Annotated in this window: 23 protein-coding genes; 14 read left to right on the forward strand and 9 right to left on the reverse strand. The window is 43.6% G+C overall.

Annotated features, from left to right (window positions below; all coding sequences use genetic code 11):
• Nucleotides 1-5 precede the first annotated feature (5 nt).
• From AVL57_RS07335 to AVL57_RS07345, 3 genes are read right to left on the reverse strand one after another with little or no spacing between them, the layout of a single operon-like run.
• Entirely contained in the window at nt 6-2222 is a 2217-nt protein-coding gene (locus tag AVL57_RS07335) for a GumC family protein (protein ID WP_057792551.1), read from the reverse strand.
• 29 nt (nt 2223-2251) lie between these two features.
• Nucleotides 2252-2752: a polysaccharide biosynthesis/export family protein gene (locus tag AVL57_RS07340; RefSeq protein ID WP_057796218.1), complete on the reverse strand. Its 501-nt coding sequence runs from the start codon at nt 2750-2752 to the stop codon at nt 2252-2254.
• A gap of 44 nt (nt 2753-2796) precedes the next feature.
• Complete coding sequence (locus AVL57_RS07345) at nt 2797-3999, reverse strand: outer membrane beta-barrel protein (RefSeq protein ID WP_057792553.1); 1203 nt, start codon at nt 3997-3999, stop codon at nt 2797-2799.
• Between the two features lie 751 nt (nt 4000-4750).
• Here AVL57_RS07345 and AVL57_RS07350 point away from each other — a divergent pair.
• Entirely contained in the window at nt 4751-6205 is a 1455-nt protein-coding gene (locus tag AVL57_RS07350; protein ID WP_057792555.1) for an undecaprenyl-phosphate glucose phosphotransferase, read from the forward strand.
• A 243-nt stretch (nt 6206-6448) separates the two neighbouring features.
• Nucleotides 6449-7351, forward strand: a complete 903-nt coding sequence (locus AVL57_RS07355; protein ID WP_057792557.1) for a hypothetical protein — start codon at nt 6449-6451, stop codon at nt 7349-7351.
• A gap of 190 nt (nt 7352-7541) precedes the next feature.
• Here AVL57_RS07355 and rplT read toward each other — a convergent pair whose 3' ends face one another.
• The 4 genes from rplT to thrS form a co-directional block, all read right to left on the reverse strand.
• Entirely contained in the window at nt 7542-7898 is a 357-nt protein-coding gene (gene rplT / locus AVL57_RS07360; protein ID WP_013784592.1) for a 50S ribosomal protein L20, read from the reverse strand.
• 17 nt (nt 7899-7915) lie between these two features.
• Nucleotides 7916-8113, reverse strand: a complete 198-nt coding sequence (rpmI, locus tag AVL57_RS07365; protein ID WP_012518091.1) for a 50S ribosomal protein L35 — start codon at nt 8111-8113, stop codon at nt 7916-7918.
• 113 nt (nt 8114-8226) lie between these two features.
• Nucleotides 8227-8775, reverse strand: a complete 549-nt coding sequence (gene infC / locus AVL57_RS07370) for a translation initiation factor IF-3 (protein ID WP_126873690.1) — start codon at nt 8773-8775, stop codon at nt 8227-8229.
• A gap of 98 nt (nt 8776-8873) precedes the next feature.
• A complete protein-coding gene (thrS, locus tag AVL57_RS07375; RefSeq protein WP_057792559.1) occupies nt 8874-10790 on the reverse strand; it encodes a threonine--tRNA ligase in 1917 nt (638 codons plus the stop codon).
• An 81-nt stretch (nt 10791-10871) separates the two neighbouring features.
• Here thrS and AVL57_RS07380 point away from each other — a divergent pair, with 81 nt between their 5' ends.
• The 3 genes from AVL57_RS07380 to AVL57_RS07390 all read left to right on the forward strand — a co-directional run bounded on the left by AVL57_RS07380 (nt 10872) and on the right by AVL57_RS07390 (nt 13400).
• Nucleotides 10872-11081 carry a hypothetical protein gene (locus AVL57_RS07380; protein WP_057792561.1) on the forward strand — a complete coding sequence of 70 codons (210 nt, stop codon included), beginning with the start codon at nt 10872-10874 and terminating at the stop codon, nt 11079-11081.
• A 251-nt stretch (nt 11082-11332) separates the two neighbouring features.
• A complete protein-coding gene (locus AVL57_RS07385; protein ID WP_082605048.1) occupies nt 11333-12196 on the forward strand; it encodes an SDR family oxidoreductase in 864 nt (287 codons plus the stop codon).
• Nucleotides 12197-12218: 22 nt separating this feature from the next.
• Nucleotides 12219-13400: a DUF3080 family protein gene (locus AVL57_RS07390; protein WP_167542081.1), complete on the forward strand. Its 1182-nt coding sequence runs from the start codon at nt 12219-12221 to the stop codon at nt 13398-13400.
• Between the two features lie 124 nt (nt 13401-13524).
• Here AVL57_RS07390 and AVL57_RS07395 read toward each other — a convergent pair whose 3' ends face one another.
• Both AVL57_RS07395 and AVL57_RS07400 read right to left on the reverse strand, forming a co-directional pair.
• Complete coding sequence (locus AVL57_RS07395; RefSeq protein ID WP_057792565.1) at nt 13525-14823, reverse strand: mechanosensitive ion channel family protein; 1299 nt, start codon at nt 14821-14823, stop codon at nt 13525-13527.
• A 152-nt stretch (nt 14824-14975) separates the two neighbouring features.
• Nucleotides 14976-15605, reverse strand: coding sequence for a CPBP family intramembrane glutamic endopeptidase (locus tag AVL57_RS07400; protein WP_057792568.1), 630 nt, complete (start codon nt 15603-15605; stop codon nt 14976-14978).
• 409 nt (nt 15606-16014) lie between these two features.
• On the opposite strand from AVL57_RS07400, the gene AVL57_RS07405 reads away from it, so the two are divergent.
• The 9 genes from AVL57_RS07405 to AVL57_RS07445 all read left to right on the forward strand — a co-directional run bounded on the left by AVL57_RS07405 (nt 16015) and on the right by AVL57_RS07445 (nt 26385).
• Nucleotides 16015-16872: a MurR/RpiR family transcriptional regulator gene (locus tag AVL57_RS07405; protein ID WP_057792570.1), complete on the forward strand. Its 858-nt coding sequence runs from the start codon at nt 16015-16017 to the stop codon at nt 16870-16872.
• A 195-nt stretch (nt 16873-17067) separates the two neighbouring features.
• A complete protein-coding gene (locus AVL57_RS07410) occupies nt 17068-17631 on the forward strand; it encodes a DUF924 family protein (RefSeq protein WP_057792572.1) in 564 nt (187 codons plus the stop codon).
• Between the two features lie 180 nt (nt 17632-17811).
• Nucleotides 17812-19122: an amidase gene (locus AVL57_RS07415; RefSeq protein WP_057792573.1), complete on the forward strand. Its 1311-nt coding sequence runs from the start codon at nt 17812-17814 to the stop codon at nt 19120-19122.
• A 114-nt stretch (nt 19123-19236) separates the two neighbouring features.
• The gene (locus AVL57_RS07420) at nt 19237-20814 is read left to right on the forward strand and encodes a gamma-glutamyltransferase family protein (RefSeq protein WP_057792576.1); all 1578 of its coding nucleotides are present in this window, start codon (nt 19237-19239) and stop codon (nt 20812-20814) included.
• 158 nt (nt 20815-20972) lie between these two features.
• A complete protein-coding gene (locus AVL57_RS07425) occupies nt 20973-21791 on the forward strand; it encodes a sulfite exporter TauE/SafE family protein (protein WP_057792578.1) in 819 nt (272 codons plus the stop codon).
• Between the two features lie 9 nt (nt 21792-21800).
• On the forward strand, nt 21801-23036 hold the full coding sequence (gene pucG / locus AVL57_RS07430; protein ID WP_057792580.1) for a (S)-ureidoglycine--glyoxylate transaminase: 1236 nt from the start codon (nt 21801-21803) through the stop codon (nt 23034-23036).
• The gene (locus AVL57_RS07435) at nt 23029-24261 is read left to right on the forward strand and encodes an allantoate amidohydrolase (RefSeq protein WP_057792582.1); all 1233 of its coding nucleotides are present in this window, start codon (nt 23029-23031) and stop codon (nt 24259-24261) included. Before pucG ends, AVL57_RS07435 begins: the two co-directional genes overlap by 8 nt.
• A gap of 75 nt (nt 24262-24336) precedes the next feature.
• Nucleotides 24337-24702, forward strand: a complete 366-nt coding sequence (locus tag AVL57_RS07440) for an AraC family ligand binding domain-containing protein (protein ID WP_013784606.1) — start codon at nt 24337-24339, stop codon at nt 24700-24702.
• 225 nt (nt 24703-24927) lie between these two features.
• A complete protein-coding gene (locus AVL57_RS07445) occupies nt 24928-26385 on the forward strand; it encodes an adenosine deaminase family protein (RefSeq protein ID WP_057792584.1) in 1458 nt (485 codons plus the stop codon).
• Nucleotides 26386-26387 lie beyond the last annotated feature (2 nt).

Here is a 26387-nt window from a genome sequence, read left to right on the forward strand (position 1 = left end):
AATTTTTAGCTGTCCTTATGACTAGTATAATCATACTGATCATAAAACCCGCCGTACCTCTGTGCTACATCAGACTTTCGTAAGTCTACTTGATTTAGCACTACCCCATCAAGACGATGTCCAACTTGTAAGAAACGAGACAACCCAGTATTGATCACTTTCTCGCTAGTACTGTCGGCGCGAACCACGTAAATAATTGAGTCGCACGAGTTAGCAATAACCATTGAATCACTTACTGCTTGGGTAGGCGCAGTATCAACTACCACATATTTATATTGGGTCTTTAATACTTTAATAAGTTCATCGAAGCCTTTGTCGGCTAACAACTCTTGCGGGTTAGAAGGTATGGTACCGGCAGAAAGAATATCAATATTTGCTTGTTCATCACGAACCAAACATTCATCAAAACTGTGGGTTTTAAGAATAAGGTTAGCTACACCAGGCTGATAATTTGGAATATTAAACTGCTTACCAATACTTGGGCGGCGTAAATCAGCATCTATCAATATGGTCTTATCTAATTGCCCTAACGCGAACGCAAGGTTAATAGATACGGTAGTTTTACCTTCTTTAGGCACGCTAGAGGTAACCATAATAGCTTGGTTGTCTTTATCTAAATTCAATAACGACAAACTAGTACGTAAGGTTCTAACCGACTCGGCAAACTGATGTTTTTTACCGTCAAAATAAGTACGAATAGGTAAATTGGTTTTCTTCTTATGGGCCAGCCATGGAATTAATCCCAACATACGCTGGCCTAACTTACGCTCTACATCTTCTACCGAGCGGATACCGCTATTAAGCGTTTCCATGGTAATGGCTAAAAACACGCCAAAACCAATACTGAATACGAAAGCTGCACCAATCAGCAATTTTTTGTTTGGTTCAGAAGGCTGTGATGGCACCACGGCGCTATCTAAAACTCTGGCGTTAGCCGATTCAAAGCCGCCCAACTCATCGGTTTCTTTCAATCGAGTAAAGAATGAATTATACAGTTGCTGGTTAATATCAACATCGCGCTGAAGCGCTTTGCGCTCATTATCTAACGCAGATAAGCCACGGAATTCTGCTTTCGCTATTTCTACCTCTTGTTGTAACTGCGCTACGCGCTGCTCTGAAACTTGGTATTGGGTAGTAATACTGGAAATAAGGTCGCGAGTTTGCGTATTTAAAGTTTCACGAATTGATGAAAGCTCGGCATTTGCCGCAATCATTTTCGGGTGTTTAGGGCCGTACACTTTGCTAAGTTCAGACACGCGAGTCATGGCTTTAGCTTCGTCGCGGCGCACCCCTTGAATGGTAGGATGATTCAGTACTTCTGGCAATCTTGCAATATCATCAAGGGTAACGTTATTGCGTGTTTGTCTGTATATAACCGCATTTAATTTTAGTGCAGTTTGTGCATCAAGCAGTTGTGAACTCAAACGCTCTAGTTCGTCAGCAGCAAGGCCTACTACACCGTCGATGTTTACCACTTGGTTGCGTTCATAAAACTGCGACAAATTCTTTTCAGCAATATCGAGTTTATCTTTCAAACCTTCTAAGCTTTCAGTAAGAAACGACGTTGCTTTAGCAGTCATATCAAGCTTTGCTTGAAGGTAGTTTTCAATGTAAACATCGGCAATAGTATCGGCAATTTCCGCCGACAACGAAGCAGATTCAGTGGTTACTGAAATCTTCATTACCTGCGTGTTGTCTACCATACTAACTTCTACGGCGCGCATTAACCTGAACACGGCCGAACGTTTTTTTGCCGCGATAATTTGTGCTTCGGTACGCTCAACCACTTCTTCTTGAGGAAGAAATGGCAGCATATCTTTAGCGCTATCTAAAAGCGAATCTACAATACCAGGGCCTTCTTCAGGCGGCATGAATTTATCGTTTAAGTGTAAGTTCATGCCCTCTACGGTACGCTCTGCTATTTGGCGCGAGCGTAGTATTTCGTATTGGGTTTGCATGTAATCTTTACGCTTAGTATCTAAGCCATACACTTCTTCAATTGACACCACATTTGCATTTTCTGAATCTACCAATATGGTGGTAGACGACGTGTAAAGTGGCGTCATACGCATTACCAGCAAAGCCACTAAAATGGTAAACGCAATAGCTAATGAAACAATACGGAAAGCGTAGCGTTTCAGAATTCCAAGGTAGTGTGCAATATCGATAGTTTCGCTATCTAGCACACCATGATTCACATCATCCCTATTAATTACTGCCATGTTGTTTTTATATCCTGAAATTCTGTTAATTAGAAAAAGCGTTGATTTACGGTAATGATGTCACCGGGCTGAATCATGTCGCTTACCGTAACGGTAAAGCTGCGTGATGTGCCATCTTTTTCTCGAACTATAGTTATTTTGTCTCTTGCTGCTCGTTCGGTATAACCGCCAGCTAACGCAGCGGCTTTGTTTACCGACAAACCAGGCTGGTAAGGGTAACCACCTGGGCGTTTAACTTCACCGTCTATAAAGAAGGGGCGGTAGTCTATAATAGTCACCGATACCGACGGGTTTACTAAGTAATCCCCTTTTAAGCCTTCATAAATAAGCTGTTCTACTTCGCCTAAGGTTAACCCTACTAATTTTACTTCACCCATAAACGGGTAGTTAATAGTGCCAACATCGGGCAAACGCACTTCCATCGACAAATCGTCTTGGCCAAATACGTTAATACTTACTCTGTCACCTGAGCCCAATTGATAGCGGCTCATACTCAAATTACCTTCTTGTGCTATAGCATTGAACGACATCACTACAACAAAAAGGAATGCGAAAATACTGTTTACACATTGCTTCACAGGCTAACCTCAGCAGATAAACCAATTACACTTCTGTCGTAACCAATAGTATCTCGGTTACTGTCTCTGTCATTTAGTGTGTAATACAAAGAAAAGCTTAAGTAACGACGTGCTTGATAATTTAATGCAGCGGTATAACGCATTAAATCATCTTCACGATTGGCAATGCCTTCGTCATCTAGCACATATTCATCTGTTAACTTGCTAATGCTTGTGGATGTACTTAAGCGCTGTAGCCATTCATGTTCCCAAGAGGCGGTATAATCGCGGCCTCGAATGAAGTTACCTTCACCGTTAGTTTCACGAGTATCTGCACTGGTTGCAAATCGAAACGTTGAATAGGTAACAGGTTGCCATTCAACACCCGCTTCCCAATCTACGCCATAGAAAGTACTACGAGTTGCAGACTCAAAATCTTTTTCTGTGTAACCCACTTTCGCAAAACCCGTAGTGGCTGCCGTACTTTCCCACGTAATACCACCTAATACACGTAACGTGTCGCTATCAAGACTAGAAGCTGCCGATAATTGACGGTCGTAACGAGTATATGTATTGGTAACGTCAATCACTAACGCGGTAGAAGGCGCTATTTTGTAGGCGAATTCAGCGCCTACTTTGTTTTTAGCGCGGTCGCGAAGTAGGTAAGCTTGCTCTTCTCGGTCGTAATCTAATGTTTCTCGGTTTGCCTTAAGGGTTAGCATGCCGTTTGACGTTAACGCACCGTAACTGTACTCAGCACCAGCGTATATACTCTTAAAAGTATCAGGCGAAGTAATATCATCGCCAGCCCCAAGTGAAAAACCGGTACCGCGATCTTCATGTCCATCTTCATATTGCGCAGTTCCACTTAGGCGATGACGACTATTTAGTTCGTATTCACCGGTAGCTTCAACAAAATGGTCAGTGTAGTCATCTGCGCTGCTTGAAAAGTACACACCGCGTTCTAAGCGGTATCCAAATTGGACGGGGTTACCATCAATTTCGGTTGCCGCAATAATTTCTGGCGAAAGCGTTGCGCGCCAGCTGTAAATTTTAGGTTCACCATCACGAGCATAAGCTACGTTATCAACATAGCTCATAGATGAATTAAACGTGGGGATAATGTCGAATTGGCCTGCTTCAATACGGCCAGCCTCTTGTGCATTCGATATGGCGCTAATTACCGACAGTGCAACAAGGCTTGTTGTCCTTTTAAACATACTCGCTCCTAAAATTTTTTTGGTCTTCTATGGGTAAACGTTGGGATAAAACAGTGCAACATCAGCTTGCTTGCTCAAAAAAACAACACCGACCACATTTATTTAACCGATTTAAGTGTGAAATTCATAATCTTTGCACTATATGCCATCTGGCATGCTAATACCGTGCCATGCGCTGTAATGAGAAATTAAATGAAAAATAATTGAAAATTTTCGTTACTTTCTATCAGCATCAATCAACACGTACGTATCTACTAAACAATCACCGTATATATTTCAAAACCTACCCATCACCACTACTAGCATAGCGAATGAATATTGCAGCAATGTGTCTAGATTAAGGGCTTACCTGTAAGTTGAGGCAACTTTTCAACCCCGTTAGAACAAAATTTTCAGGTTGAAAGTTAATAGATTTATGGCACGCAGTATAAAGATAATTAACCATCTTACAATATCATTTAAATAATTGCTTTCAATAGTTTTGTAATAAAATTACAACTTGCTTATACTACTATAGTTAAGCTGAAAGAGTGGTAATATCGCTTAGTTAGCTTTTTGTAAGCTTGGCGTGGTTAACCTCCTCTTCCTGTTTTCAATTTTATTTTTCAAGAGCTTTCCGGTACACATTTTGCTTTAGCTTTAATACCAGCTTAAAAAGTAATTTAAGCTAAAGCTTATAATAAACGCAGTGGTCTTTTGCTTTATTGACAATTGAAGTCGGCGTGAACTTTTATTTCTTAGAGATACTTACATGGATAATAAAGTAGCACCTAACCAAGTCCTCAAATCTCACGAGGTTGAACCCAATGCTTCTGGCGGGCTTATCGTTAGGAACCAAAGTGGTTTCTCAACCATATATAGGCTTATTGATTTATGCTTAGTGACCTTACTTTATTACGCTTCAGCGTTTTATTACCATAGCCCAGTAACCGCTGGCAGCCTTCTATTTCTTTTTGTCTTTGTTATTAGTTTCCAACTATCTGGTGAATTTGTAGAGCTCTACCGTTCTTGGCGTGGCCACAGAACGAATGAAATGCTTCGTGCAGCTGCTATAGCGTGGGCCCTTAGCATGTTGTCTACCACCGCTTTCGGGTTCTTTTTCTTTGGCGATCTAAGAATTACGCCTCCTGGCGTTTTATTATGGGCTGCATCTTCATTCGTTGTTGTACTTGCTTGGCGCTACGTAATGCGAAAATTTCTTTTTCGCCTTCGCCGCAGCGGATTAAACTCAAGAAAATCGATTGTCATTGGTGCAAGTCAATTGGGTTACAATATGGCCAATCAAATCGTTTCAAATGAACATTTAGGCATTCGCTTTTTAGGAATGTTTGACGATAGAAGTGAAGACAGATTGCCTCATGAGTTTAGAAACCAAGTATTAGGCAATATTGAGTCGGCCATTGAAATGGCTAAGCGCAATGAAGTGGATTACATATATATAGCTCTGCCAATGAGTGCAGAGAGCCGTATTCGCCACATTCTTGAAAAATGCAGCGACACAACGGCTAACGTTTATATTATTCCTAATTTCTTTATGTACAACCTGCTAAATGCCCGCTGGCAGTCGATTGGTTCTGTACAAGCGTTAAGTGTGTACGACACCCCATTCCAAGGTGCTAGCGACATTTTAAAACGCTTTGAAGACATTGTATTAAGTATTCTAATTTTAATCATGCTGGCTATCCCAATGTTGGGCATTGCTGCAGCGGTAAAGCTTACCTCTAAGGGCCCTGTCATTTTCAAACAAAAGCGTTACGGGTTAGATGGAAAGCAGATTACCGTTTACAAATTTCGCTCTATGACTACGCAAGATAACGGTGCTGTGGTTAAACAAGCCACTAAGAATGATGCTCGCTTAACTAAAATTGGTGGTTTTTTGCGACGCTCTTCTATTGATGAACTGCCACAGTTTATTAATGTGCTACAAGGCAGAATGTCGATTGTTGGCCCCCGCCCTCATGCCGTAGCGCACAACGAAGAATACCGTAAGCTTATTACTGGTTATATGCTTCGCCATAAGGTGAAGCCTGGTATTACCGGTTGGGCGCAAGTTAATGGCTTACGTGGCGAAACAGAGACAGTGAATAAAATGGTACAACGGGTAGAGTACGATTTAGATTATATTCACCGCTGGTCTGTTTGGTTCGATATTAAAATTGTCTTTATGACGGTATTTGGTGGGTTAGCGAATAAGAACGCTTACTAACACTATCAGTTTAAATTTGGTGAGTTCCAAGTTTATCAGTTCAAGACTGTAAAATTTTGATACACCTAATCTAAGCCTCAACACCACGTGTTGAGGCTTTTTTGTTTCTGTTGACGATATATTTAAATACATGAGGTACTTGCCAGTTCATTCTTCAACGTACTATTGGAGGCCATTTTAATTGTAGTTTTACGCTCCTTGAGTGTATAAATAAGTGACACCCATTACATTTTAAGGCACTTAATGAAGTACCTATTACTGGTTAGTACGTCATTTTTACTCACTGCTTGTTACTTATTACCTACACAAACTCCATCACCTTGGTTAGTAATTGATACGTTTAATAAGGAATCGCTAAATGGTTGGCAATTAGCCGATACGCAAAATGACACTAAACCTTATGTAGAGAACGCCCAAGTAACTGAAATTAAATTTCACGAGCCTCGGGCAGATTCAGGCGCAACCTTAGGCAAAGGTACCGATACAAACACTTCCCCTACTCTACCCAATGCTAACAACGGCTATTTAATTAAAAAGCCTGCAGCTGACGGCATTGTGGGAAATAGAAAAGCCCTAAGCTTCAAAGCACTACCTGTACCTGTAAACGTGGGCGATACCTATACGTTTTATACCAAAATTCGAGTTGAGCGATTTCCTAACAACCATGCCTTTGGCATTAGCAACATGCACCCTGCCGACATAATTAAACATGGTTACAACGCGTTTGAACCTACCCTAAGAGTTACCGATAAGTACGAATCGAACGGGTATAAGAACGACGGTAGCTTAATGGTAAAAATAGACAGTACAGATAAATACCGCCAATACGCCAGTGTAAAAAATGCTGACAATAAAGTGTCACAGCCTCTTACGGTGGGCGAATGGTACGAAATTTGGTATGTGGTTAATAACGCCACGGTCGAAAATGGTGGGCAAGTTTATAGTGTGTACGTGAAAGGTGGCGAGTTCAGCCAGCAAACCTTAGCGTATGAAAATGCTAATTTTAGAATGAAACGAGAACTGCCACTTATTTACTTTTTGGCTAACAGCAATACAGGGCCAATTAATAAACCATACGGTAATGGCGGCTTGGCTTATGATGATATTTATATGAGTGAGGGTGTGAATTTGTCTACACCCTATTAAGTGCGTGTGAGAGCCGTGAGCTAATCGCTGTTTAAAACCGCTTGGCTCTTTTCTGTTTTTGGTTTCCCGTTTTGGGGGCCGCGCTGTGTACGAATAGTGCAGTTAACAAAAAACTAAACGCCAGAAACGAAAAAAGGCGAGCATCCTGCTCGCCTTTTTCCGAAAGAACTTAAACTTAATTAGTTAATAATTAAGCTAATGCGCCTTTAGCCGCATCGACTAGTGCGCTGAAAGCCGCTTTGTCATGTACAGCGATGTCGGCAAGGATCTTACGATCGATTTCAACAGACGCTTTTTTCAAACCGTTAATGAAACGGCTGTATGACATACCATTTTGACGTGCAGCAGCATTAATACGTGCAATCCACAATTGACGGAATTGACGCTTGCGCTGACGACGGTCACGGTAAGCATATTGACCAGCTTTAGTTACGGCTTGTACCGCTACGCGATAAACACGTGAACGAGCACCGTAATAACCTTTTGCCTGCTTGAGGACTTTTTTGTGACGTGCACGTGCTACCGTGCCGCGTTTTACTCTAGCCATTAATCAGTCTCCTAAGTCTATACGTACGGCAACATGCGCTGAACCAATTTGGTATCAGAATCATGAACCAGTTTCTTGCCACGAAGGTGACGTTTACGCTTAGAGCTCTTCTTAGTCAGAATGTGACGTAAGTGAGACTGTTTGCTTTTAAAGCGGCCAGAACCCGTTTTCTTAAAACGTTTGGCGGCACCGCTTACAGTTTTCATTTTAGGCATTGCTAAAACTCCGCATTGTTAGTATCGACGCTGGGTATGCAGTTACCGGTTGTCGGTTAATGTTTAGCCGCAGGGTGTTTTGAGATTGCAGTACCTCAAAAACTTTTAGACCACTACGACTTCTTAGTTGGGGCTAGCACCATGATCATTTGGCGGCCTTCCACACGACGTGGGAAAGACTCGCACACAGCAATCTCTTCTAAATCCGCTTTAACACGGTTTAGTAGTTCAATACCGATCTCTTGGTGCGCCATTTCACGACCGCGGAAGCGGATCGTAACTTTGGCTTTATCACCACCTTCAAGAAAGCGACGCAGGTTGCGCAGTTTTACCTGGTAATCGCCTTCATCAGTGCCAGGGCGGAACTTAATCTCCTTGACCTGAATTTGCTTCTGTTTTTTCTTCTGCTCTTTTTGAGCTTTACTTTTTTCAAAGAGGAATTTGCCATAGTCCATAACTTTACAGACTGGCGGCTCAGCATTCGGACTGATTTCTACTAGATCAAGACTGGCTTCTTCAGCAAGTTTCGTCGCTTCTGCTAACGTCACAATGCCGGCTTGCTCACCGTCTTTGCCAATTAAGCGTACTTCTTTGGCTTTAATTTCATCGTTTATGCGGGCTTTGTCGCCCTGAGCCTTGTTATTAGCGCCTTTAATGTGCATTCCTCCAAACATTTAATTCTTCTGTTTGCTCATCATCTGTCTTTAATTCAGTACTGATAAGCAAACACCGTCGTGTAGTATACACGAAAACCCTCAAACTATTTAATGGTCTTTTCTGCCACTTCCTGATTTGCCATGGCAATAAAAGCTTCTAGGCTCATTTTGCCTAGGTCGTCACCGCGTCGTGAGCGTACTGCTACTTCGCCAGCTTCCATTTCTTTATCGCCTACAACTAACATATAAGGAACACGCTTGAGAGTGTGCTCGCGGATTTTAAAGCCAATCTTCTCATTTCTCAAGTCCGACTTTGCTCTAAATCCACTTTTTTGCAGTTTTTTTGCACATTCTTGTGCATATTCACCCTGACTATCGGTAATATTTAGAATTACCACCTGCTGAGGCGCTAACCAAAGCGGGAAAAGTCCGGCGAATTCCTCAGTAAGAATACCGATAAATCTTTCTAGTGAACCTAAAATAGCTCTGTGGATCATTACTGGCACTTTACGTTCGCCGTCTTCAGCTACGTAAGTAGACCCTAAACGACCCGGCATAGAGAAATCTAGCTGAACCGTTCCACACTGCCATGCTCTGTCTAAGCAATCATGAAGGGTAAATTCAATTTTAGGCCCGTAGAACGCGCCTTCACCTGGCAAATAACTAAACTCAATATTTTTCTTATTAAGTGCTTCTGCCAATGCCGCTTCAGATTTATCCCAAATTTCATCACTGCCTACTCGGCTTTCTGGGCGAGTAGAAAGTTTTACCACGATTTTTTCAAAACCAAAGGTATTGTACGCATCGTAAACCATGTCGATACAGCTACCTACTTCATCGAGTATCTGTTCTTCGGTACAAAATACGTGTGCATCGTCTTGGGTAAACCCACGTACGCGCATTAACCCATGTAAGCCACCTGATGGTTCATTACGGTGACAACAACCAAACTCAGCCATACGCAACGGAAGGTCGCGGTAAGACTTTAAGCCTTGGTTAAATATTTGAACGTGACCTGGGCAGTTCATTGGTTTAATGGCGTATTCACGTTTTTCAGATTCAGTGGTAAACATGGCATCGCCAAATTTGTCCCAGTGACCTGATTTTTCCCACAACGAACGGTCCATCATTAGTGGGCCTTTTACTTCGCCGTAGTCATACTCACGCAATTTACCGCGGATAAACTTTTCTAACTCTGTGTAGATAGACCAACCATCGTTGTGCCAAAACACCATGCCCGGCGCTTCATCTTGGAAGTGGAACAAGTCTAGTGTTTTACCAATTTTACGGTGATCACGTTTTTCAGCTTCTTCTAAGCGCTGCAAATAAGCTTTAAGTTGCTTTTTATCAGCCCATGCTGTGCCGTAAATACGCTGCAACATTTTATTGTCGCTGTCGCCACGCCAGTAAGCGCCGGCTACTTTCATAAGTTTGAAGTTTTGGCAGAATTTCATGTTAGGCACGTGAGGGCCTCGGCACATGTCTACGTATTCTTCATGGTGGTACAACCCTGGACGATCATCATGACTGATGTTCTCGTCTAGAATTTCCATTTTATAAGTTTCACCGCGTGCTTCGAATGCATCACGGGCTTCTTGCCAGCTAACTTTGTTTTTAACAACGTTATAGTTAGTTTTAGCTAGTTGAAGCATACGCTTTTCAAGCTTTTGAATATCTTCCTGGGTTAGGCTTTCTTCCATATCAACATCGTAGTAAAAACCGTTGTCGATAGTAGGCCCAATTGCCATTTTGGTGTTTGGCCAAAGTTGCTTAATAGCATGGCCTAACAAATGCGCGCAGCTGTGGCGAAGAATTTCTAAACCAGCTTCGTCTTTTGCGGTAATGATTTGTAGCTGAGCGTCTGACTCAATAAGGTCTACTGCGTCTACCAATTCGCCATTTACTTTACCGGCAATGGTAGCTTTCGCTAAGCCTGGGCCAATATCGTTGGCAACATCTAATACAGAAACTGATTGGTCGAAAGCGCGCTGGCTTCCATCAGGAAGGGTAATTACTGGCATGATATGTCCTTTACAGTGGTGACGCCTACTCTGCGCCACTTGCAACTTTAAATTTAAAAACACCTATTGGGTGTTAAAGCGATGTCGTTATGTTCATTGTTTGCGCAGTATTCGCGCTACTCGCATTATGAACAATATAACTTTGATGACCGTTTACTCTTTGCCGACTTCCATACTTGGGCCGGCCGTATAAACGATAATCGATGGGCGATTATAACGACTGAAAACGCACTTGCAATGGGTAAGGGTATTTTCAATGCCTTGCTAGCCACATTTCGTGCATTTGAGTAAAAACATTTTGTGAATTTCACCTGTTTTTACCTGAAACCTTACTTATTCTTATCTTTAAATTATTGGAAATGCTGTCAAACTTATACCAACACGCTTGTGCAAGTAGACCCATACAAAAACTAACACTGTGCAAAAACTAACGCTGTGCAAAAAATTAGTACCGTGCAAAATTTGATACCGAATAAAAACACCGAACAACGGAGTAGTGCCTGCCAATGCCTAACGAACAAAAACGTGCCAACAACCACACTATGAATGAAGAAGCCGCTAATGCAGACACTGCTACCGACTTAGCGTTTCAGGAAAGCCCACCGGTTGCACTGATAACTGGTGCAGCGAAACGCATTGGTGCCACTATGGCAAAAACCCTTCACAGTGCTGGTTATCGCGTAATTGTGCACTACGGCCATTCAGCACAAGACGCTAACGCATTGGTGAATTCGTTAAATAACATTAGGGCTAATAGTGCTATTTGTTTGCAGGCAGACTTGTGTAAATTAGAGGATATTACTCGCTTAGCTGAACAAGCCACTGCGCCAGATGCTTTTTCATTGGGTAGTAGCACAGTGCATGCACTAGGTTCAGATTCGGATTCAAGCGTGCAGCCTGCAAATCGTATAGACGTATTAATTAATAATGCCTCTAGCTTTTACCCTACCCCCCTTGGCGATATTTCTGCCAATGACTGGCAAAGCTTAGTGGGCAGCAACGTACAAGGCCCCTTGTTTTTATCGCAAGCGTTGTGGCCTGCCTTAAAAGCGAGTCATGGCTGTATTATTAATATGGTTGATATGCACATAGACCGCCCACTGCCACATCATACGGTATACGGCCTTGCTAAAACTGCATTGGCATCTATTACACGTTCACTGGCGGTTGAAATGGCACCAGAGGTGCGGGTAAACGGCATTGCTCCCGGCGCCATTTTGTGGCCTGAAAGAGAATTAGAGCACGATCAAAAACAGCGGTTATTAGACAGTATTCCACTAGGCGGACTTGGCTCCCCTGAAGATATTGCAAACACGGCAACATTTCTAATTTCAGCTAAGTATATTACTGGGCAAATTATTTATGTGGATGGTGGCCGAAGCCTACACACGAATGCGTCGGCATAGGTATATTAATGTGGTGAACACCATGCGACTAGCAGGCATTGTGATAGCAGTTGGCTTTTTACAAGGGTGTTTTGGTGCGCCTAGCATTGATGACACCATGGATGAGTACACCACCCGCTTGTTTAGGGTGTTAGATAAGCCGTTGTCAGAGAACGAGCCGCCTTTAACCGCGAGACGCAATCTTGTTCTGCCTTCTCAAACCTACCCAACACTTTTTGAACTTGGCAACAACGTCACCACGTTGAATATTAATATACGAGAATTCTACGCCATACAAGATTGCGAGCTTGGCCGAATAGTGGCTGAAAGAAACACCGCATTGGGTAAAACACAATTACCTTCACAGCGTTTACAGTACGAACATCGCGTACTAAACGCATTGGCAAATTGCGAAGCAAGATTAAAGGCTACTGATAACCCTATAGCTAGTACCGTGGCTGAATGGCGTAAACAAAAGCAAGCTCAATATCAGAGCGTATGGGCAAACGTAGTTCAAACTAGTACCGAAATGAAACTAGGGTTAAGCATGGCGGGCGCGCCATTACAGGCAAGTGAAAATAAAGATGCCAAGGCATCGGTTAATGCACTTAACTTTATCAATGGCTTAGCAAAAACATTGAAGCATGAAAGTGTGGTTGAAGGTAAGCTTCAAGCGACTAGTGAAAGCGTAGGCGATGGTAGCGTTGCTAGTGCTAGTTTTGAAGATGCTAGTTTTGAAGGCGCTAACATTGTTGAAAAGACTAATGATGTTAACGTTGAAGTTAGCGCGAGCGACAGCGGCGAGCTTGAGCAACAATTACAGATTATTGCGTCTTCCCGGCTTCCGGCAAAGCTATGGCAAACACAAGCTATATTGCACAACCGTTTAGTTTCACTGAACCAAGTGTTAGCGCCTGCGCTAAACAGCGTACAGTGCAAAAATGGGGTAACAAGCGACAAAGCCACCATTCTTCGAAATGTGTTTTACTTGTACTTTATAGAAGAAATTCAGCCCATTGCGAGCACGCTAAATAGTTACCACTACCAGCTACAACCTTTATGGAAACAATGGGCAGAAAACGCCGCGTTAAGCGCCCCCTTTAAAGCGCACATACGCACCCACGCTATTGATAATTTTGTACAATACAGTGCCAGAATGAAAGCCCACGTTTCCTTATGGCAAGACTTTCTAGGGCGCTGCAATTTATCACCCACCGCGCCCTAGCTTTACTTATCACATGTGTGGCAGGTTCAGATTAACCTGGCATTATTTAATGTGCATAGCTTAGCCAATACGGCTAAACGTTATGAACGTTCAACACCCTTGTACTGACGGTATCTTCAGTAAGCTAAAGAATATTTTCACCGCTTTCAGGGTCGCGGGCTTTCTTCGCTTGCTCTCTAATATCTTCGGCCTCACTGCTAACGTCTTCGTTTTCATTTTCGTTTTCGTTTTCGTTTTCAAGCGCTGAATTAGCGCTATTATCCGATGTATTGGTCTGCGATTTAGATGCGGCAAGACTCGATGAAGACCCATTATTCTCTGCAGGTTTACCTGTTATTTCTAAGGCTGGCTTTTTGGTGCCTGATAATTCGGTATTTTTACTTTCACAAAAGGGTTTATTTAGCGACGTGAAACCGCTGGCTTCATTGACTGTATCTTCTTTACTAACCGATTGATTAGACACTATGGCTAACCCATTGGGGAAAACACGTTCGCGGGCATCATCTGGCATACTAATATTTTCTTCAGTGAAACGGCCTACAATTTGGCGCATAAGCAGCGACGACATTTTAAGCACGCTGGTGTCTTCAACATTAACCCAAAAATACACTTTTAAGTTGTAAGTGGATGCCCCCAAATTATCTATTAACACTTGGGGTTCAGGATCTTTAAGTACCTTTGCATGGCTCGATATTATTTCAACTGCCAAATTCTGTGCATTACGAATATCGGCGTCGTACCCTACTCCCAATACAAAATGACCGCGCATAAGTGGGTTGGCGGTTAGGTTTTTAATCACCCCTTTGTAAATTGTCGCGTTAGGTATTTGAATATGATTGCCGTCGAAATCGACCATGGTAGTGGCACGCGACGTTACCTTTTGAATAATGCCCGTAAACTCGTTTATCTCAACAATATCGCCTATTCGAAATGGCCTTTGAATGGTAAGCAATAAACTAGAAATAAAGTTTTCGGCAATATCACGAAAGGCAAAACCAAGAATTAACCCTACTACGCCAGTTCCGCTTATAACCGCCACCGCAAAGCCCGTTAAACCTGCCATAAACAAGAATAAATACACCCCAAGCAATATAATAACTAAGCTAATAGAGCGTTGCGCTACCGACTTAATTAGCGGAGTCAGCGAAGAGAAAGAAAACGGCTTAAGCAGCAACCGGGATAGCGGGCCCGCTGCAATAATAAACAGCGCCATAATTAACAAGCCTACACCAAGGCCGGGTAAGCGATACAAAAAACCATGCCATAAATCTAATAGCACCGATTGGGCTTCGGTAAAGTTTTCTACCCCAGAGGAAGGCGCAACTGTATCTGCTGCCAATAAAGCCAGGGGCAATATGTTTGCTAGTGCGAAATGTGATAGATCTAAATTGAAAAACGCTGTTAGGGAATTGATGATGCTCACCTTCGCTCCTTGAAATGAGGTTACTTACCACGGATGAAGCCAAACAATATAGTTTCACCAAGTTAACTTATAACTAATACTACTTAGCATATTTACAGATAGGATACGCATAGGCTTATGTACTGGTTTACACTTTCATGCACTGATTTACGCTATGGTCCAGCTACCACCAAATATGAGCCCAAGCCAATGGTGAATAAAAAGCTTCCCCAAATAGCATGTTCTATTACCACTATGGGTGTTGAATTTGTTTGCATGTAACGATAGCCAAATATAGCACCACCAAACCACGATATAACCACCGCCACCCAATTTCCGTAAATCAGATGCGCCAAACCGAATACGAAGGTACTTAAAATCCAACGCGCATTACGTGAAGGTAGAATGCGTTTATATCGATGGAAAAAGAAAGTTCTAAAAATAATTTCTTGGGGAATAACCGACACCACGGGGTACACCAATAAGGTGACTACCCACATCCATGGCTCGTTAATCGGCCAATGTAAAAAAAGCTCAGGCTTAATGAGATAAACACACAGCGCAAGCAAACTTGCCCATGGTAAAAAAAGCTTAAGAGTACTTTTTAAATGACGCCCGTAATCTTCCCAATGCCATAGTCGAATTCGTTGGAATTGTTTGTCGGCCAGTAGCACACATAAACAAAACAAGCACACGATCGCTAAAATAGGCATAAGCCAGTCGGCAACGTGGTTAATCCAGTAAAGAACGGCAATGGGCAGTGCAACGAACAAGATGATCAATTCAGACCATAGCTTTACCACGAACAACCCCTACTTAATTGCAAATTGATGACAGAAATGTGAATTTAAAAAGATAATGAAATTATAGTGCCAATTCGCATAGAAGTCTTACGTTGCGGCGTTATACATTAGGCGTAAATAAGTAAGTTACCAAAACGCAGCGTGTTTTTTGAATTTCTGACAGTGGAATAAAGTGTGAGAATAGAACATGATGGCACGTGACATAGTATGTGACGAACGTACGGCGGTTACGTTTTGCTTATTAACAGGCAATAAACGCTCACTTCGTGTGTATAAATAACACACAAATAAGCACTGTTGCTGAAATATATTCCTTCACGATATTGTTGTTATTTGCTAAAAAGCATCAATATAGTGCAAACCTATAAGAACGCGACACCCACCACTGAGCAGTTGAAGATTATCCCCTATGGCCAAAAATTCGAACGATGTTATTAAGCAAATAGAGAAGCATTACGCGTCTTTATCGCCTTCAGGCCAAACTATTGCTCAGTATTTACAGCGCAATCCTATTGCGGTTGTTACTCAATCAACGTCTCATATTGCTGAACAAACCAACACCTCGAAAGCCACGGTAAGTCGCTTTTTTCGTCAGCTTGGTTTTGAGTCGCATCAAGAAGCAAAAAATACGTTGCTTACCCTACGCGAACAGGGCGTGCCTGTTAGCCCTAGCACCACAGCGGTTCTTCAGCACGAACAAGAATTGAATAATATTTCGCAAACCTTCGACAATATTGATATTGCTACCCTTACTGCCATTGCTGAAAAGCTGGCAAACGCGCAACAAATTACACTTATCGGGTTTAGAAACGCTTATCCATTAGCGCTGCATTTTCGCCAACAACTTAAGCAAATTCGCACCTCGGTAAGGCTTTTGCCTCAACCTGGGCAAACCTTAGGGGAAGATTTAGTCGATTTAGGTAAAGATGATGTAGTGGTCTTGTTTGGGTTTCGTAGGCGCACTCGCCAGTTTAAACATGTGTTACATACCCTATCTCATTGCCAAACCATTCTTATCACCGACCCTACCGGGCAAGTATACCGAGATAACGTAAAGCATTTATTGGTATGTCATTTAGGCAATCATTTAAGTTCACAGGTAGATAACTACGCACCATTCGACAGTTATGCTGCCCCAATGAGCTTGGTTTCTACCCTATGTAACTTTACGTATTCTGCCTTGGGCGACAGCGCATCAAAGCGTGTTAAGGCCATTACTAGCCTGTATGGCGACCTGGATGAATTAGAGCCTTCCGAGCGAAAGTAGTATGTAAAGTACGATTTCAAATAACATGTAAAGTAATATTAACTACTTTTAATTGGTTGCTTTTTAAGCAAGAATGGTAGATCGAATTATTAAATAAGCACGTATAACAATTCGTGTTGCCACATGAGATACAAAGAGACAACTGCGCTGTTCTCCCGTAAAAAAGGCAACTAAGCATTTGATGTTGGAGTTGAAATGGATAAATCCCACCTTGTTATAGAAGAGTCTAGCAGAGTTTTAGAATTTTGGTTTAATGAACTAACCCCTTCCCAGTGGTTTACTCAAGATTCCGCTCTTGATCGTACTATCGCATCGCAATTTTTAACCTTGCACCGCGCTGCATCACAAGGTGAACTATGGCCTTGGCGAGCTACGCCTACAGGCCGGTTAGCGGAAATTTTATTGCTAGATCAGTTTTCACGAAATATATACCGAGACACTCCTCACGCTTTCTCGCAAGATCCCATGGCTTTAGTATTGGCCCAAGAAGCGGTGAGTGTTGAGGCCGATAAAACCCTTACGCCTCAGCAATGTATATTTTTGTACATGCCATTTATGCATAGCGAATCTTTGGCTATACATGATGTTGCACTTCAACTTTTTGCGGTTCCAGGGTTAGAACAGCAGTACGATTACGAGTTGAAACACTTTCGCATTATTGAGCAATTTGGCCGTTATCCTCACCGAAACTTAGTGTTAGGCAGAACAAGCACTAAAGAAGAGGAATTATTCCTCAGTCAATCTGGTAGCCGGTTCTAGTGCATATATCTCACTGCATATCACACAGTGCCTATAGCTCATCGCTTATATTGCACATATTGCACATATTGCATATAACACGCCAGTTGCATATAACACGCCAGTAACAAACGTTTCACTTGACAACAAAGAGAAACGATTGTTTCATGGAGGTATATTTTTAACTATTGCGAATGTGCCGTGTCTTCTCCTTTTGTTTCGATCCCTGCTGACAATAAAATAAACGCTGAAAGCGCTTCAGATTCTAGACCAGATTCTGCGGTAGCCAGTGCCACACCAACAGCTGGCGAACTAACGGGTATGAGCTTGAAAGGCTATGCTTTAGCGGTAAAAGACTTATTTCACATTAAAGGGCTACCAACCGCAGCCGGGAATCCCGATTGGTTGGCAACGCATTCTGTGCCAACGGCCACCAATAGCACAGTTGAAAAATTACTTGATGCAGGCGCGACATTTAAAGGTAAAACAATTACCGATGAACTGGCTTATAGCCTTCACGGTCAAAATAAACATTACCCGCAGCTGGTTAACCCCATTGCACCTGCGCACATTCCTGGCGGTTCATCTTCAGGTTCAGCCGTTGCTGTGTCGGCACATTTAGCTGATATTGGTTTGGGTACAGACACAGGTGGCTCTATTCGCGTTCCTGCCAGCTATCAAGGGTTGTGGGGGCTGCGTACTACCCATAATGCTATACCGTGTGACAACATGGTGGCGTTGGCACCGTCTTTCGACACCATAGGTTGGATGACTCGCGATCTCGACACCCTAGAGAAAGTCAGCCAAGTTTGTTTAGTTGATGCTCCGCAAAAAGAATTGGCTTCACCGCAAAACGAAAACGGTGCAGATAAAACCGACGTAGCCAACAGTGACTCAAATACAAGCTTAGTACGAATTGGTGCCGTTCAACACTTGCTACAAAGTGCTAAACACGGTGTTTTGGCCACAAAATGGTTAGAAACACTTAATGAAAAAGCAGACAGCGGAAATGCGGGTTTTACTATTACCCCGATTACCGAACACGAATTAGATTTATCGGCACTGAATACTGCCGCGACTTTTCGCGTATTACAAGGCGCTGAAATTTGGCAACAACATGGCCAGTGGATAACAGAAACATCCCCTGACATTGCTCACGATATAATGCTTCGACTAAATTGGTGCGAAACGATTTCTGAACAAGAAGTTGAAGAAGCCAAGAAGCAGCAAGTGGCGTTTCAAGAATACATCAATAGCTTATTTGAAACTGTAGACGTATTGTTGATACCCACTACTCCCGGCATTGCACCACGGTGCGATGCTGACGAAGAAACACTAGCGAACGATAGGAACGCCCTGCTTGCACTTACCTCAATTGCAGGTTTAGCAGAGCTTCCACAAATTCATATGCCGCTATTTACCCTACAAAATGCTCCATGTGGTTTATCACTGGTAGGCAAAAAAGGCAGCGATCTTGCACTTATTAAGTTAGCAAAAATACTGACAGCCTAATGGCATAGGCCCACACTGACGTAGTCACTATGAAGTAGAATGACGTGATCAATGGGGGGCTTAGCGCAGATACAAGATCGCACTTGCCAAATAACAAATGGATAAACAAAGACAATGAGTGAAAAACATAACATAGGCTTCACAGCCCCTCACTTTGCGGCATCGCAAGTGGGTTTACATATTTTAGAAAAAGGCGGCACCGCAGTTGAAGCAATGGTGGCCGCAGCAGCTTCTATTGCTGTTGAATACCCTCACATGAATGGTATGGGTGGCGACGGATTTTGGCTAATTAGTGAGCCTGGCAAAGCCCCTATTGGCATTGATGCCTCAGGCGTTGCAGCTTTAGGTGCCACCCCTGAGTTTTATAAAGACGAAAGCGCGATACCAAGCCGTGGCGGAAAATCAGCCCTTACTATGGCCGGTGCTGTTGCAGGTTGGAATGAAGCATTAAAAATAAGCCACCAGTGGCAAGACGGCCTATCGCTTAATACGTTGTTTGATACCGCCATTAGCCAGGCGAATTGGGGTATCGAAGTTACGCAAAGCTTAGTAGACGCCAGTAATAAAACCTTTGACGATTTAGCCGGCGACCCGAATTTTGATCAGTTCTTAATTAAGGGCAAAGCACTTAAAAAAGGCAAAATTCTTAAACTGACGGCATTGTCTAAAACACTTAGCCACTTAGCGAAAGCAGGGCTTGATGACTTTTATCATGGCGAACTCGCTAGCAAACTGGCTACCGACTTGGAAGCCGCTGGTTCACCTATTCGTATTGAAGACTTTAACCAATACAAAGCACAAATTGTGGAGCCGCTTTCGGTTACCACTAGCAAAGGCACCTTGTATAACTTGCCTGCGCCTACCCAAGGTGTGGCGTCGTTAATTATTTTAGCGCTTTACGACAAGGTGCAGCACTTAGGCGCTTCCGATGCCGACATGGTGCACTTATTAATTGAATGCACTAAACAGGCGTTTATTGCACGAAATGCGAACGTTACCGACCCTTCACGTACGCCGGTTGATTTAGCGAGCTTGCTCACCGATGCGTCACTTGATGAAATGGTTAAACACATTTCGATAGATAAAGCGCAGCCGTGGCCGCATGTCGCGAAACCAGGCGATACCATTTGGATGGGTGCGTGCGACAGCGAAGGTCGAATGGTAAGTTACATTCAATCGCTCTATTGGGAATTTGGTTCAGGCATTGTTAGCCCACAAACAGGCATTGTTTGGAATAACCGAGGCACTTCGTTCTCGTTAGACCCAGCTAGCAACCAATACTTAAAGCCTGGGTTAAAGCCGTTCCATACGCTTAACCCCGCGTTTGCCGATTTAGCAGATGGGCGCAGAATGAGTTACGGCACCATGGGCGGTGAAGGTCAGCCACAAACACAAGCTGCCCTATTTGCTCGCCATATTTATCACAACCAGCCAATTGATAAAGCCATTGCCCTTGGCCGCTGGTTACTAGGCCGTACTTGGGGCGATGAAAGTAACAACTTAAAAGCCGAGCGTGACTTAGCTGAGTATGTAGGCGAAAGCCTTATTGCCCGAGGCCACGATATGGTGACTGTCGACCCTTGTAACGAACTGATGGGCCATGCGGGCGCGGTTATTCGCACGCCTACTGGTGCAGTCAGCGCAGCAAGCGATCCACGAAGCGACGGTAAAGCTTTTACCGATAAGATCTAACAACAAAAATTACCCCAAGCCGTTTTATCGGTGTGTTGCTTTTGGCTTATTTTTAAAGGACGTCCACCCCTTTTTAAGTAAGTCAGAGCAACCCACCATAATTTACGTTGGGCGTAAATTTATTAGTAAGCACACTTTCACAACGAGATCCTTAATTTATGCAGTTTTTACTCGATAACATGACGGTAATATTATCGTTAATTGGTACAGGCGTGTTCGCCGGATTACTGGCTGGCCTGTTAGGTGTAGGCGGCGGTATTGTTATAGTGCCTGTTCTGTTTTTCTTATTTCAAGCGCTAGGTGTATCGGCTGAAAGTGCAATGGTGATTGCAACTGCAACATCACTTGCCACTATTGTGCCCACGTCTATTAGCTCTATTCGCGCTCACCACAGTAAAGGCAATGTAGATTTTGCCCTACTAAAAGCATGGGCTGTGTTTATCCTAATAGGTGTATTAGCCGGAAGTTACTTAGTAACGGTACTAGACGCTAACTTCCTAACCTTGATGTTCGGTGTTATTGCCACCTTGTCTGCTATCAACATGTTAGTTGGCAAAAAAGATGCATTATTTAACAGCCTACCAGGACGCGTTGGACAGTCTATTATGGCGGCGTGTATTGGCTTTTTCAGTTCTATGGTTGGTATAGGTGGCGGCACGCTTACCGTACCTACTCTTACTTTTTGTAACTATCCGGCGCACAGAGCAGTAGGTACCGCAGCCGCTGTGGGCCTAATTATATCGCTGCCTGCTGCCATTACCCTTTTATTTGTAGGTACTACGCCTGTTGATGCGCCGTTTGCGACCTACGGTTACGTTAACCTACTTGGTTTTGCGTGTATTGTTCCGCTAACGGTCATTTTTGCGCCCATTGGTGCAAGCATTGCCAATAAGTTAGACGCGGGCCTACTTAAGAAAATTTTCGCTGTTGTTCTCATCATTACTGGCCTGCGCATGCTTGCGCAGGTGTTTATTTAGGAGCCTATTATGACTGGTTTTGCACCATTAACACCTCCACCACGCCTTTTAATGGGCCCAGGCCCTATTAATTGCTATCCACGTGTATTGTCTGCCATGTCTACACAACTGGTTGGCCAATACGACCCAGTAATGACAGGCTACATGAATGAAACCATGGCGCTGTACCGCACGTTATTTAATACCGAAAACCAACAAACTATGTTGATTGACGGTACGTCGCGCGCAGGTATTGAAGCGGTTTTAGTGTCGGCTATCGAACCGGGCGATAAGGTGCTAGTGCCTATCTTCGGGCGTTTTGGTCACCTACTCGCTGAAATTGCAGAACGTGCCGACGCTGAAGTTCACACCATTGAAGTGCCGTGGGGTGAAGTATTTAAGCCTGAGCAAATTGAAGCGGCCATTAAGAAAGTTCAGCCTAAGCTGTTAGCCATAGTACAAGGCGATACGTCTACCACCATGTTTCAACCGCTTGAAGATATTGGTGCCATTTGTGAAGCCAACGATGTGCTGTTCTACTGCGATGCAACTGCTTCGGTTGGTGGCAACCCTCTGGAAGTAGACAAATGGAAGTTGGATGCAGTTTCAGTTGGCCTACAAAAATGTTTAGGCGGCCCATCAGGCAGTGCGCCTATAACCATGAGCCAAAAGTTCGTAGATGTAGTGCGTACTCGACATCATGTAGAAGCAGGTATTCGCGATGCACATCATGAAAGTGCCCGTGGCCCAAAAATTCGTTCTAACTATTTCGACCTTGGCATGATCATGGATTACTGGGGTGATGAACGCTTAAATCACCACACCGAGGCCGCAACTATGCTTTATTGCGCCCGTGAATGCGCCATTTTACATCTTGAAGAAGGCCAACAAAACGTTATCGCTCGCCATAAAGTGGCTGGCGATGCCATGCTAGCTGGTGTACAAGCTTTAGGGCTTACGCCTTTTGGCGACCTTGCTAACAAAATGAGCAATGTAGTAGGCGTAGTTATTCCTGATGGCGTGCACGGCGAGCAAGTGCGTGAAGATTTATTACTTCGATTCAACATTGAAATTGGCACCAGCTTTGGCCCTCTTAAAGGTAAAATTTGGCGTATAGGCACCATGGGTTATAACGCTCGCCAAGACGCCGTGTTGCATACTCTTCAGTCGCTTGAAACTGTATTACGCAAGCAAGGTATGTCGTTACCGGCTGGCGCTGGCGTAGACGCTGCACTTGCTGTGTACTCGGGAGCCATGAATGTCTGAGTTTTCTGATGCAGCCGCGCTAGTAATGGCGCGCTGTGAAGCACTAGGTTCATTAAGCCAAAACCCTACCTGCTTAGACAGGCGCTATTTAACCGAACAACACAAGCTGGCCAATCAACTTACCTCGGGTTGGATGATAGAAGCCGGCATGACGACCTGGCAAGACAGCGTAGGTAATATTTGGGGCCGCTATACATCAGCCGTGCCTAACGCGCCTCGCTTAATTATTGGCAGCCACTTAGACACTGTGCCAAATGGCGGAAAATACGACGGCATGCTAGGTGTGGTTGCCCCTGTGACGTTAATGGCCATATTCAGCGGCGAAGGTCGACAGTTCCCTTTCCATATCGATATTGTTGGCTTTTGTGATGAAGAAGGCACGCGCTTTGGCACTACGCTATTGGGTAGCCGTGCGTTAACGGGCAAATGGCAAGACGAATGGCGTAGGCTAAAAGACGAAGATGGCATTTCGCTAGAAGATGCGATGAAAAACTTTGGGCTAGATTTTGATGCTATTAACAGCGCCACCATTGCACAAACCGACTTGCTGGGTTACTTAGAACTGCATATTGAGCAAGGTCCAGTGTTAGAGCAAGAGAACTTACCTGTAGGGGTGGTAAACGCAATTGCCGGAGCAAAACGTTTTTCACTCACTGTGACTGGTATGGCAGGCCATGCCGGTACAGTGCCAATGTCGATGCGCCATGATGCTTTGTGTGCCAGCGCCGAAATGATTTTAGCGGTAGAGTCTATTAGTCAGCAGCGTCCAGGCGTTGTGGCTACCGTGGGTAAAATTGAGAACGCCCCTAATGGCGTTAATGTGATTTCAGGCCGGTGCCAATTCTCTTTAGATATTCGCAGTGAAGAAGACACGTTGAGAGAAGCCGCATTGGCAGAGATTTTGCAGAAAATCAACGACATTGCTGTACTACGCAATGTGGAATTAAAAACAGAGCAAACGCACAGTGCGCCAGCGGTTCATTGTGATAGTGCGCTTCAAAATACATTGCTTAAAGGGGTAACTGAAGCTGGGATAGAACCCAAAGTACTGGCCTCGGGTGCAGGGCATGATGCAATGGCAATGGCTGAAATATGCCCTGTTGCTATGCTATTCACACGCTGTAAGGGTGGTATTAGTCACCATCCGGCTGAGTCTATCACCACAGATGATGTTGCCGCTAGCTTAGCGGTAATGCACCACAGTCTTCGCACGTTAAAGTACTAGGGATTAGCTTTCTGCCTACAAAAGATTCACGTTTAAGCATGATTCGTTAAATGATAAGAAACAGGTATTAGTAAGATGAAGATAGCAAGGATATATAACGACGATGAAGGCAAGAGCCACTTTGGTGAAATCGATATTCCACTGAAGGATGGCGGGCCCATAGGTTTGTTGTCAGAAAAGTTCGGGGCCGACAAAATCATTTTTAGGGAAACCCCTGCAGACTATGACTTTAAATGGCACCCTGCACCAGCACGCCAGCTTTTGTTTATCTTAAAAGGCCGCGCAGAGTTTACGGTTTCTAACGGCGAACGCCATGTGTTTGGTTCTGGTGATGTTATCTTGCTGGAAGATACTGAAGGTGAAGGTCACTGCTCGAAAGCCATGTATAACGAAGTGCGTCATTCTATCTTTGTTACGCTAGATGAAGGTGTTGAATTCTAATAGCTTTCATCGCCTTGCTGTTAGTTTGAGCGCGTCATATTGGCGCGCTTTTCGTTTTAAGGCACCAACTTGGTGCGTGCCACACTTAAACCTTTATTCTTCCCGAGTTCATTTTAACTAAAAATATCTGGTAATCATTAAGTTACCCTTCTTATTGAGCATAGACTAACTGGTCAGCTTCTTGCAATCCACCCGCATTATAATTTTAATTATTCTGTAGTACTCATGCGTTTGCGACTTACCATTTTACCTTTCTATCTTGTTCTATTTATCTCTCTTACCAGTTTGGCTTATAAAAGCGTTGCCGCTTCAAGTGCGGTTGCTGATTCTTCATTTTCTATGTCGTTGTGGTTTGAAAATTTCAAAAAAACCGCCACACCTCGCCAGATGTATCAATTTTTACAAGCCATGCCCAAAGGAGGTGAACTACATCACCACTTGTCGGGTTCAGGGTTTAGCGAATGGTGGTATGAACTGGGGGCAGATCCTACAAAAAATGGTGGTTATACCTATTACACTCAGGTGAGCGATAAAAAGTGCCAATCAGATAAACAAAGCGCACTGCGCTTTCACACCATCAGCGAAACCACGTGGATAACTCTTCCTGATTGTCTGCAACAAAATTATACCGAGTTAGCGCTACTTAACGAAAATCAGAAACAAGATTTTATGGACAGTATTCGCTTGCATACGCCCTCAGAAGGGCGAGAAGAATTCTTTTCCACCCACTGGCAACGCCTAAACGAGTTAACCGCTAACCCCACGTTAGTGTCGAAAATTCTGCTTCTTAATATGCAGGCCTATCAAGCAGAAAACCTGCAATATTTAGAAACCCAACTAAATGTACGCTATGCAAAAAAACCGGATGGCAGCCCTTATACGCCTGATGAAGCTCTGGCAATTTATACTCATGTACTCACTAGCGAAGAAGCGATAGCAACGGGCGTAACCGTTCGTTTTCAGTACGCTTTAGTGCGCTTTTTACCCGACGCTGAAGCTCAATTGGAATGGATTTATAGCTTTGTCGATAAACACAGAGAGATATATGTGGGTATCAACTTGGTGGGTAGAGAGGATGACATGCGCGGGCAACCAAAACGCTTCGCTTCAACCCTTCGCTCACTACGGGCTAAATACCCTAAAATTTTGTTGGCCTTTCATGCGGGCGAATCAGAAACTGCTGACTCAAACGTGCGCGATACGTTATTACTTGGTGCAGAACGAATTGGGCACGGGTTAAATACCATATTCGACCCAGATACCTTGCTGCAAATGAGAAACAGCCACTACCTTATAGAAATTAACCTTATTTCCAATCTATTGTTGGAATATGTACCCAGCTTTGACGCCCACCCGTTTCCAGAATACTTGCGAACTGGTATTCCTACCGCACTGTCTACCGATGACAGAGGCATGTTCGACTCCACTTTAACCGATGAGTTTTATATTGCGGTAACCGAATTCAACTTAAGTTGGGAAGAAGTACTCACATTAGGTACCAACAGTTTGCAGTACAGCTTTTTACAACCGGATGTAAAAGCACAGCAACTTGCTTTGTACCATCAGCGGGTGGCTGAATTTGAAAATCAAGTTGCATTAGATACTGTGCCTACCCAAACCCCAGCGTTTCGCGCATTCATCTGTAAGTTTGAAAGCGAACTGTGCAGCGGCGATAAGGAATAATC

The organism is Alteromonas stellipolaris, assembly GCF_001562115.1.
Classification (GTDB): Bacteria; Pseudomonadota; Gammaproteobacteria; order Enterobacterales; family Alteromonadaceae; genus Alteromonas; species Alteromonas stellipolaris.

Coding starts and splice junctions, on each gene's coding strand:
- AVL57_RS07425 (WP_057792578.1), top strand. CDS start 20,973: ATGCAGTTTTTACTCGATAACATGACGGTAATATTATCGTTAATTGGT.
- rpmI (WP_012518091.1), bottom strand. CDS start 8,113: ATGCCTAAAATGAAAACTGTAAGCGGTGCCGCCAAACGTTTTAAGAAA.
- AVL57_RS07335 (WP_057792551.1), bottom strand. CDS start 2,222: ATGGCAGTAATTAATAGGGATGATGTGAATCATGGTGTGCTAGATAGC.
- AVL57_RS07350 (WP_057792555.1), top strand. CDS start 4,751: ATGGATAATAAAGTAGCACCTAACCAAGTCCTCAAATCTCACGAGGTT.
- AVL57_RS07405 (WP_057792570.1), top strand. CDS start 16,015: ATGGCCAAAAATTCGAACGATGTTATTAAGCAAATAGAGAAGCATTAC.
- AVL57_RS07355 (WP_057792557.1), top strand. CDS start 6,449: ATGAAGTACCTATTACTGGTTAGTACGTCATTTTTACTCACTGCTTGT.
- AVL57_RS07390 (WP_167542081.1), top strand. CDS start 12,219: ATGCGACTAGCAGGCATTGTGATAGCAGTTGGCTTTTTACAAGGGTGT.
- infC (WP_126873690.1), bottom strand. CDS start 8,775: ATGCACATTAAAGGCGCTAATAACAAGGCTCAGGGCGACAAAGCCCGC.
- AVL57_RS07385 (WP_082605048.1), top strand. CDS start 11,333: ATGAATGAAGAAGCCGCTAATGCAGACACTGCTACCGACTTAGCGTTT.
- thrS (WP_057792559.1), bottom strand. CDS start 10,790: ATGCCAGTAATTACCCTTCCTGATGGAAGCCAGCGCGCTTTCGACCAA.
- AVL57_RS07345 (WP_057792553.1), bottom strand. CDS start 3,999: ATGTTTAAAAGGACAACAAGCCTTGTTGCACTGTCGGTAATTAGCGCC.
- AVL57_RS07420 (WP_057792576.1), top strand. CDS start 19,237: ATGAGTGAAAAACATAACATAGGCTTCACAGCCCCTCACTTTGCGGCA.
- AVL57_RS07435 (WP_057792582.1), top strand. CDS start 23,029: ATGTCTGAGTTTTCTGATGCAGCCGCGCTAGTAATGGCGCGCTGTGAA.
- pucG (WP_057792580.1), top strand. CDS start 21,801: ATGACTGGTTTTGCACCATTAACACCTCCACCACGCCTTTTAATGGGC.
- AVL57_RS07410 (WP_057792572.1), top strand. CDS start 17,068: ATGGATAAATCCCACCTTGTTATAGAAGAGTCTAGCAGAGTTTTAGAA.
- AVL57_RS07380 (WP_057792561.1), top strand. CDS start 10,872: ATGTCGTTATGTTCATTGTTTGCGCAGTATTCGCGCTACTCGCATTAT.
- AVL57_RS07440 (WP_013784606.1), top strand. CDS start 24,337: ATGAAGATAGCAAGGATATATAACGACGATGAAGGCAAGAGCCACTTT.
- rplT (WP_013784592.1), bottom strand. CDS start 7,898: ATGGCTAGAGTAAAACGCGGCACGGTAGCACGTGCACGTCACAAAAAA.
- AVL57_RS07445 (WP_057792584.1), top strand. CDS start 24,928: ATGCGTTTGCGACTTACCATTTTACCTTTCTATCTTGTTCTATTTATC.
- AVL57_RS07340 (WP_057796218.1), bottom strand. CDS start 2,752: ATGTCGTTCAATGCTATAGCACAAGAAGGTAATTTGAGTATGAGCCGC.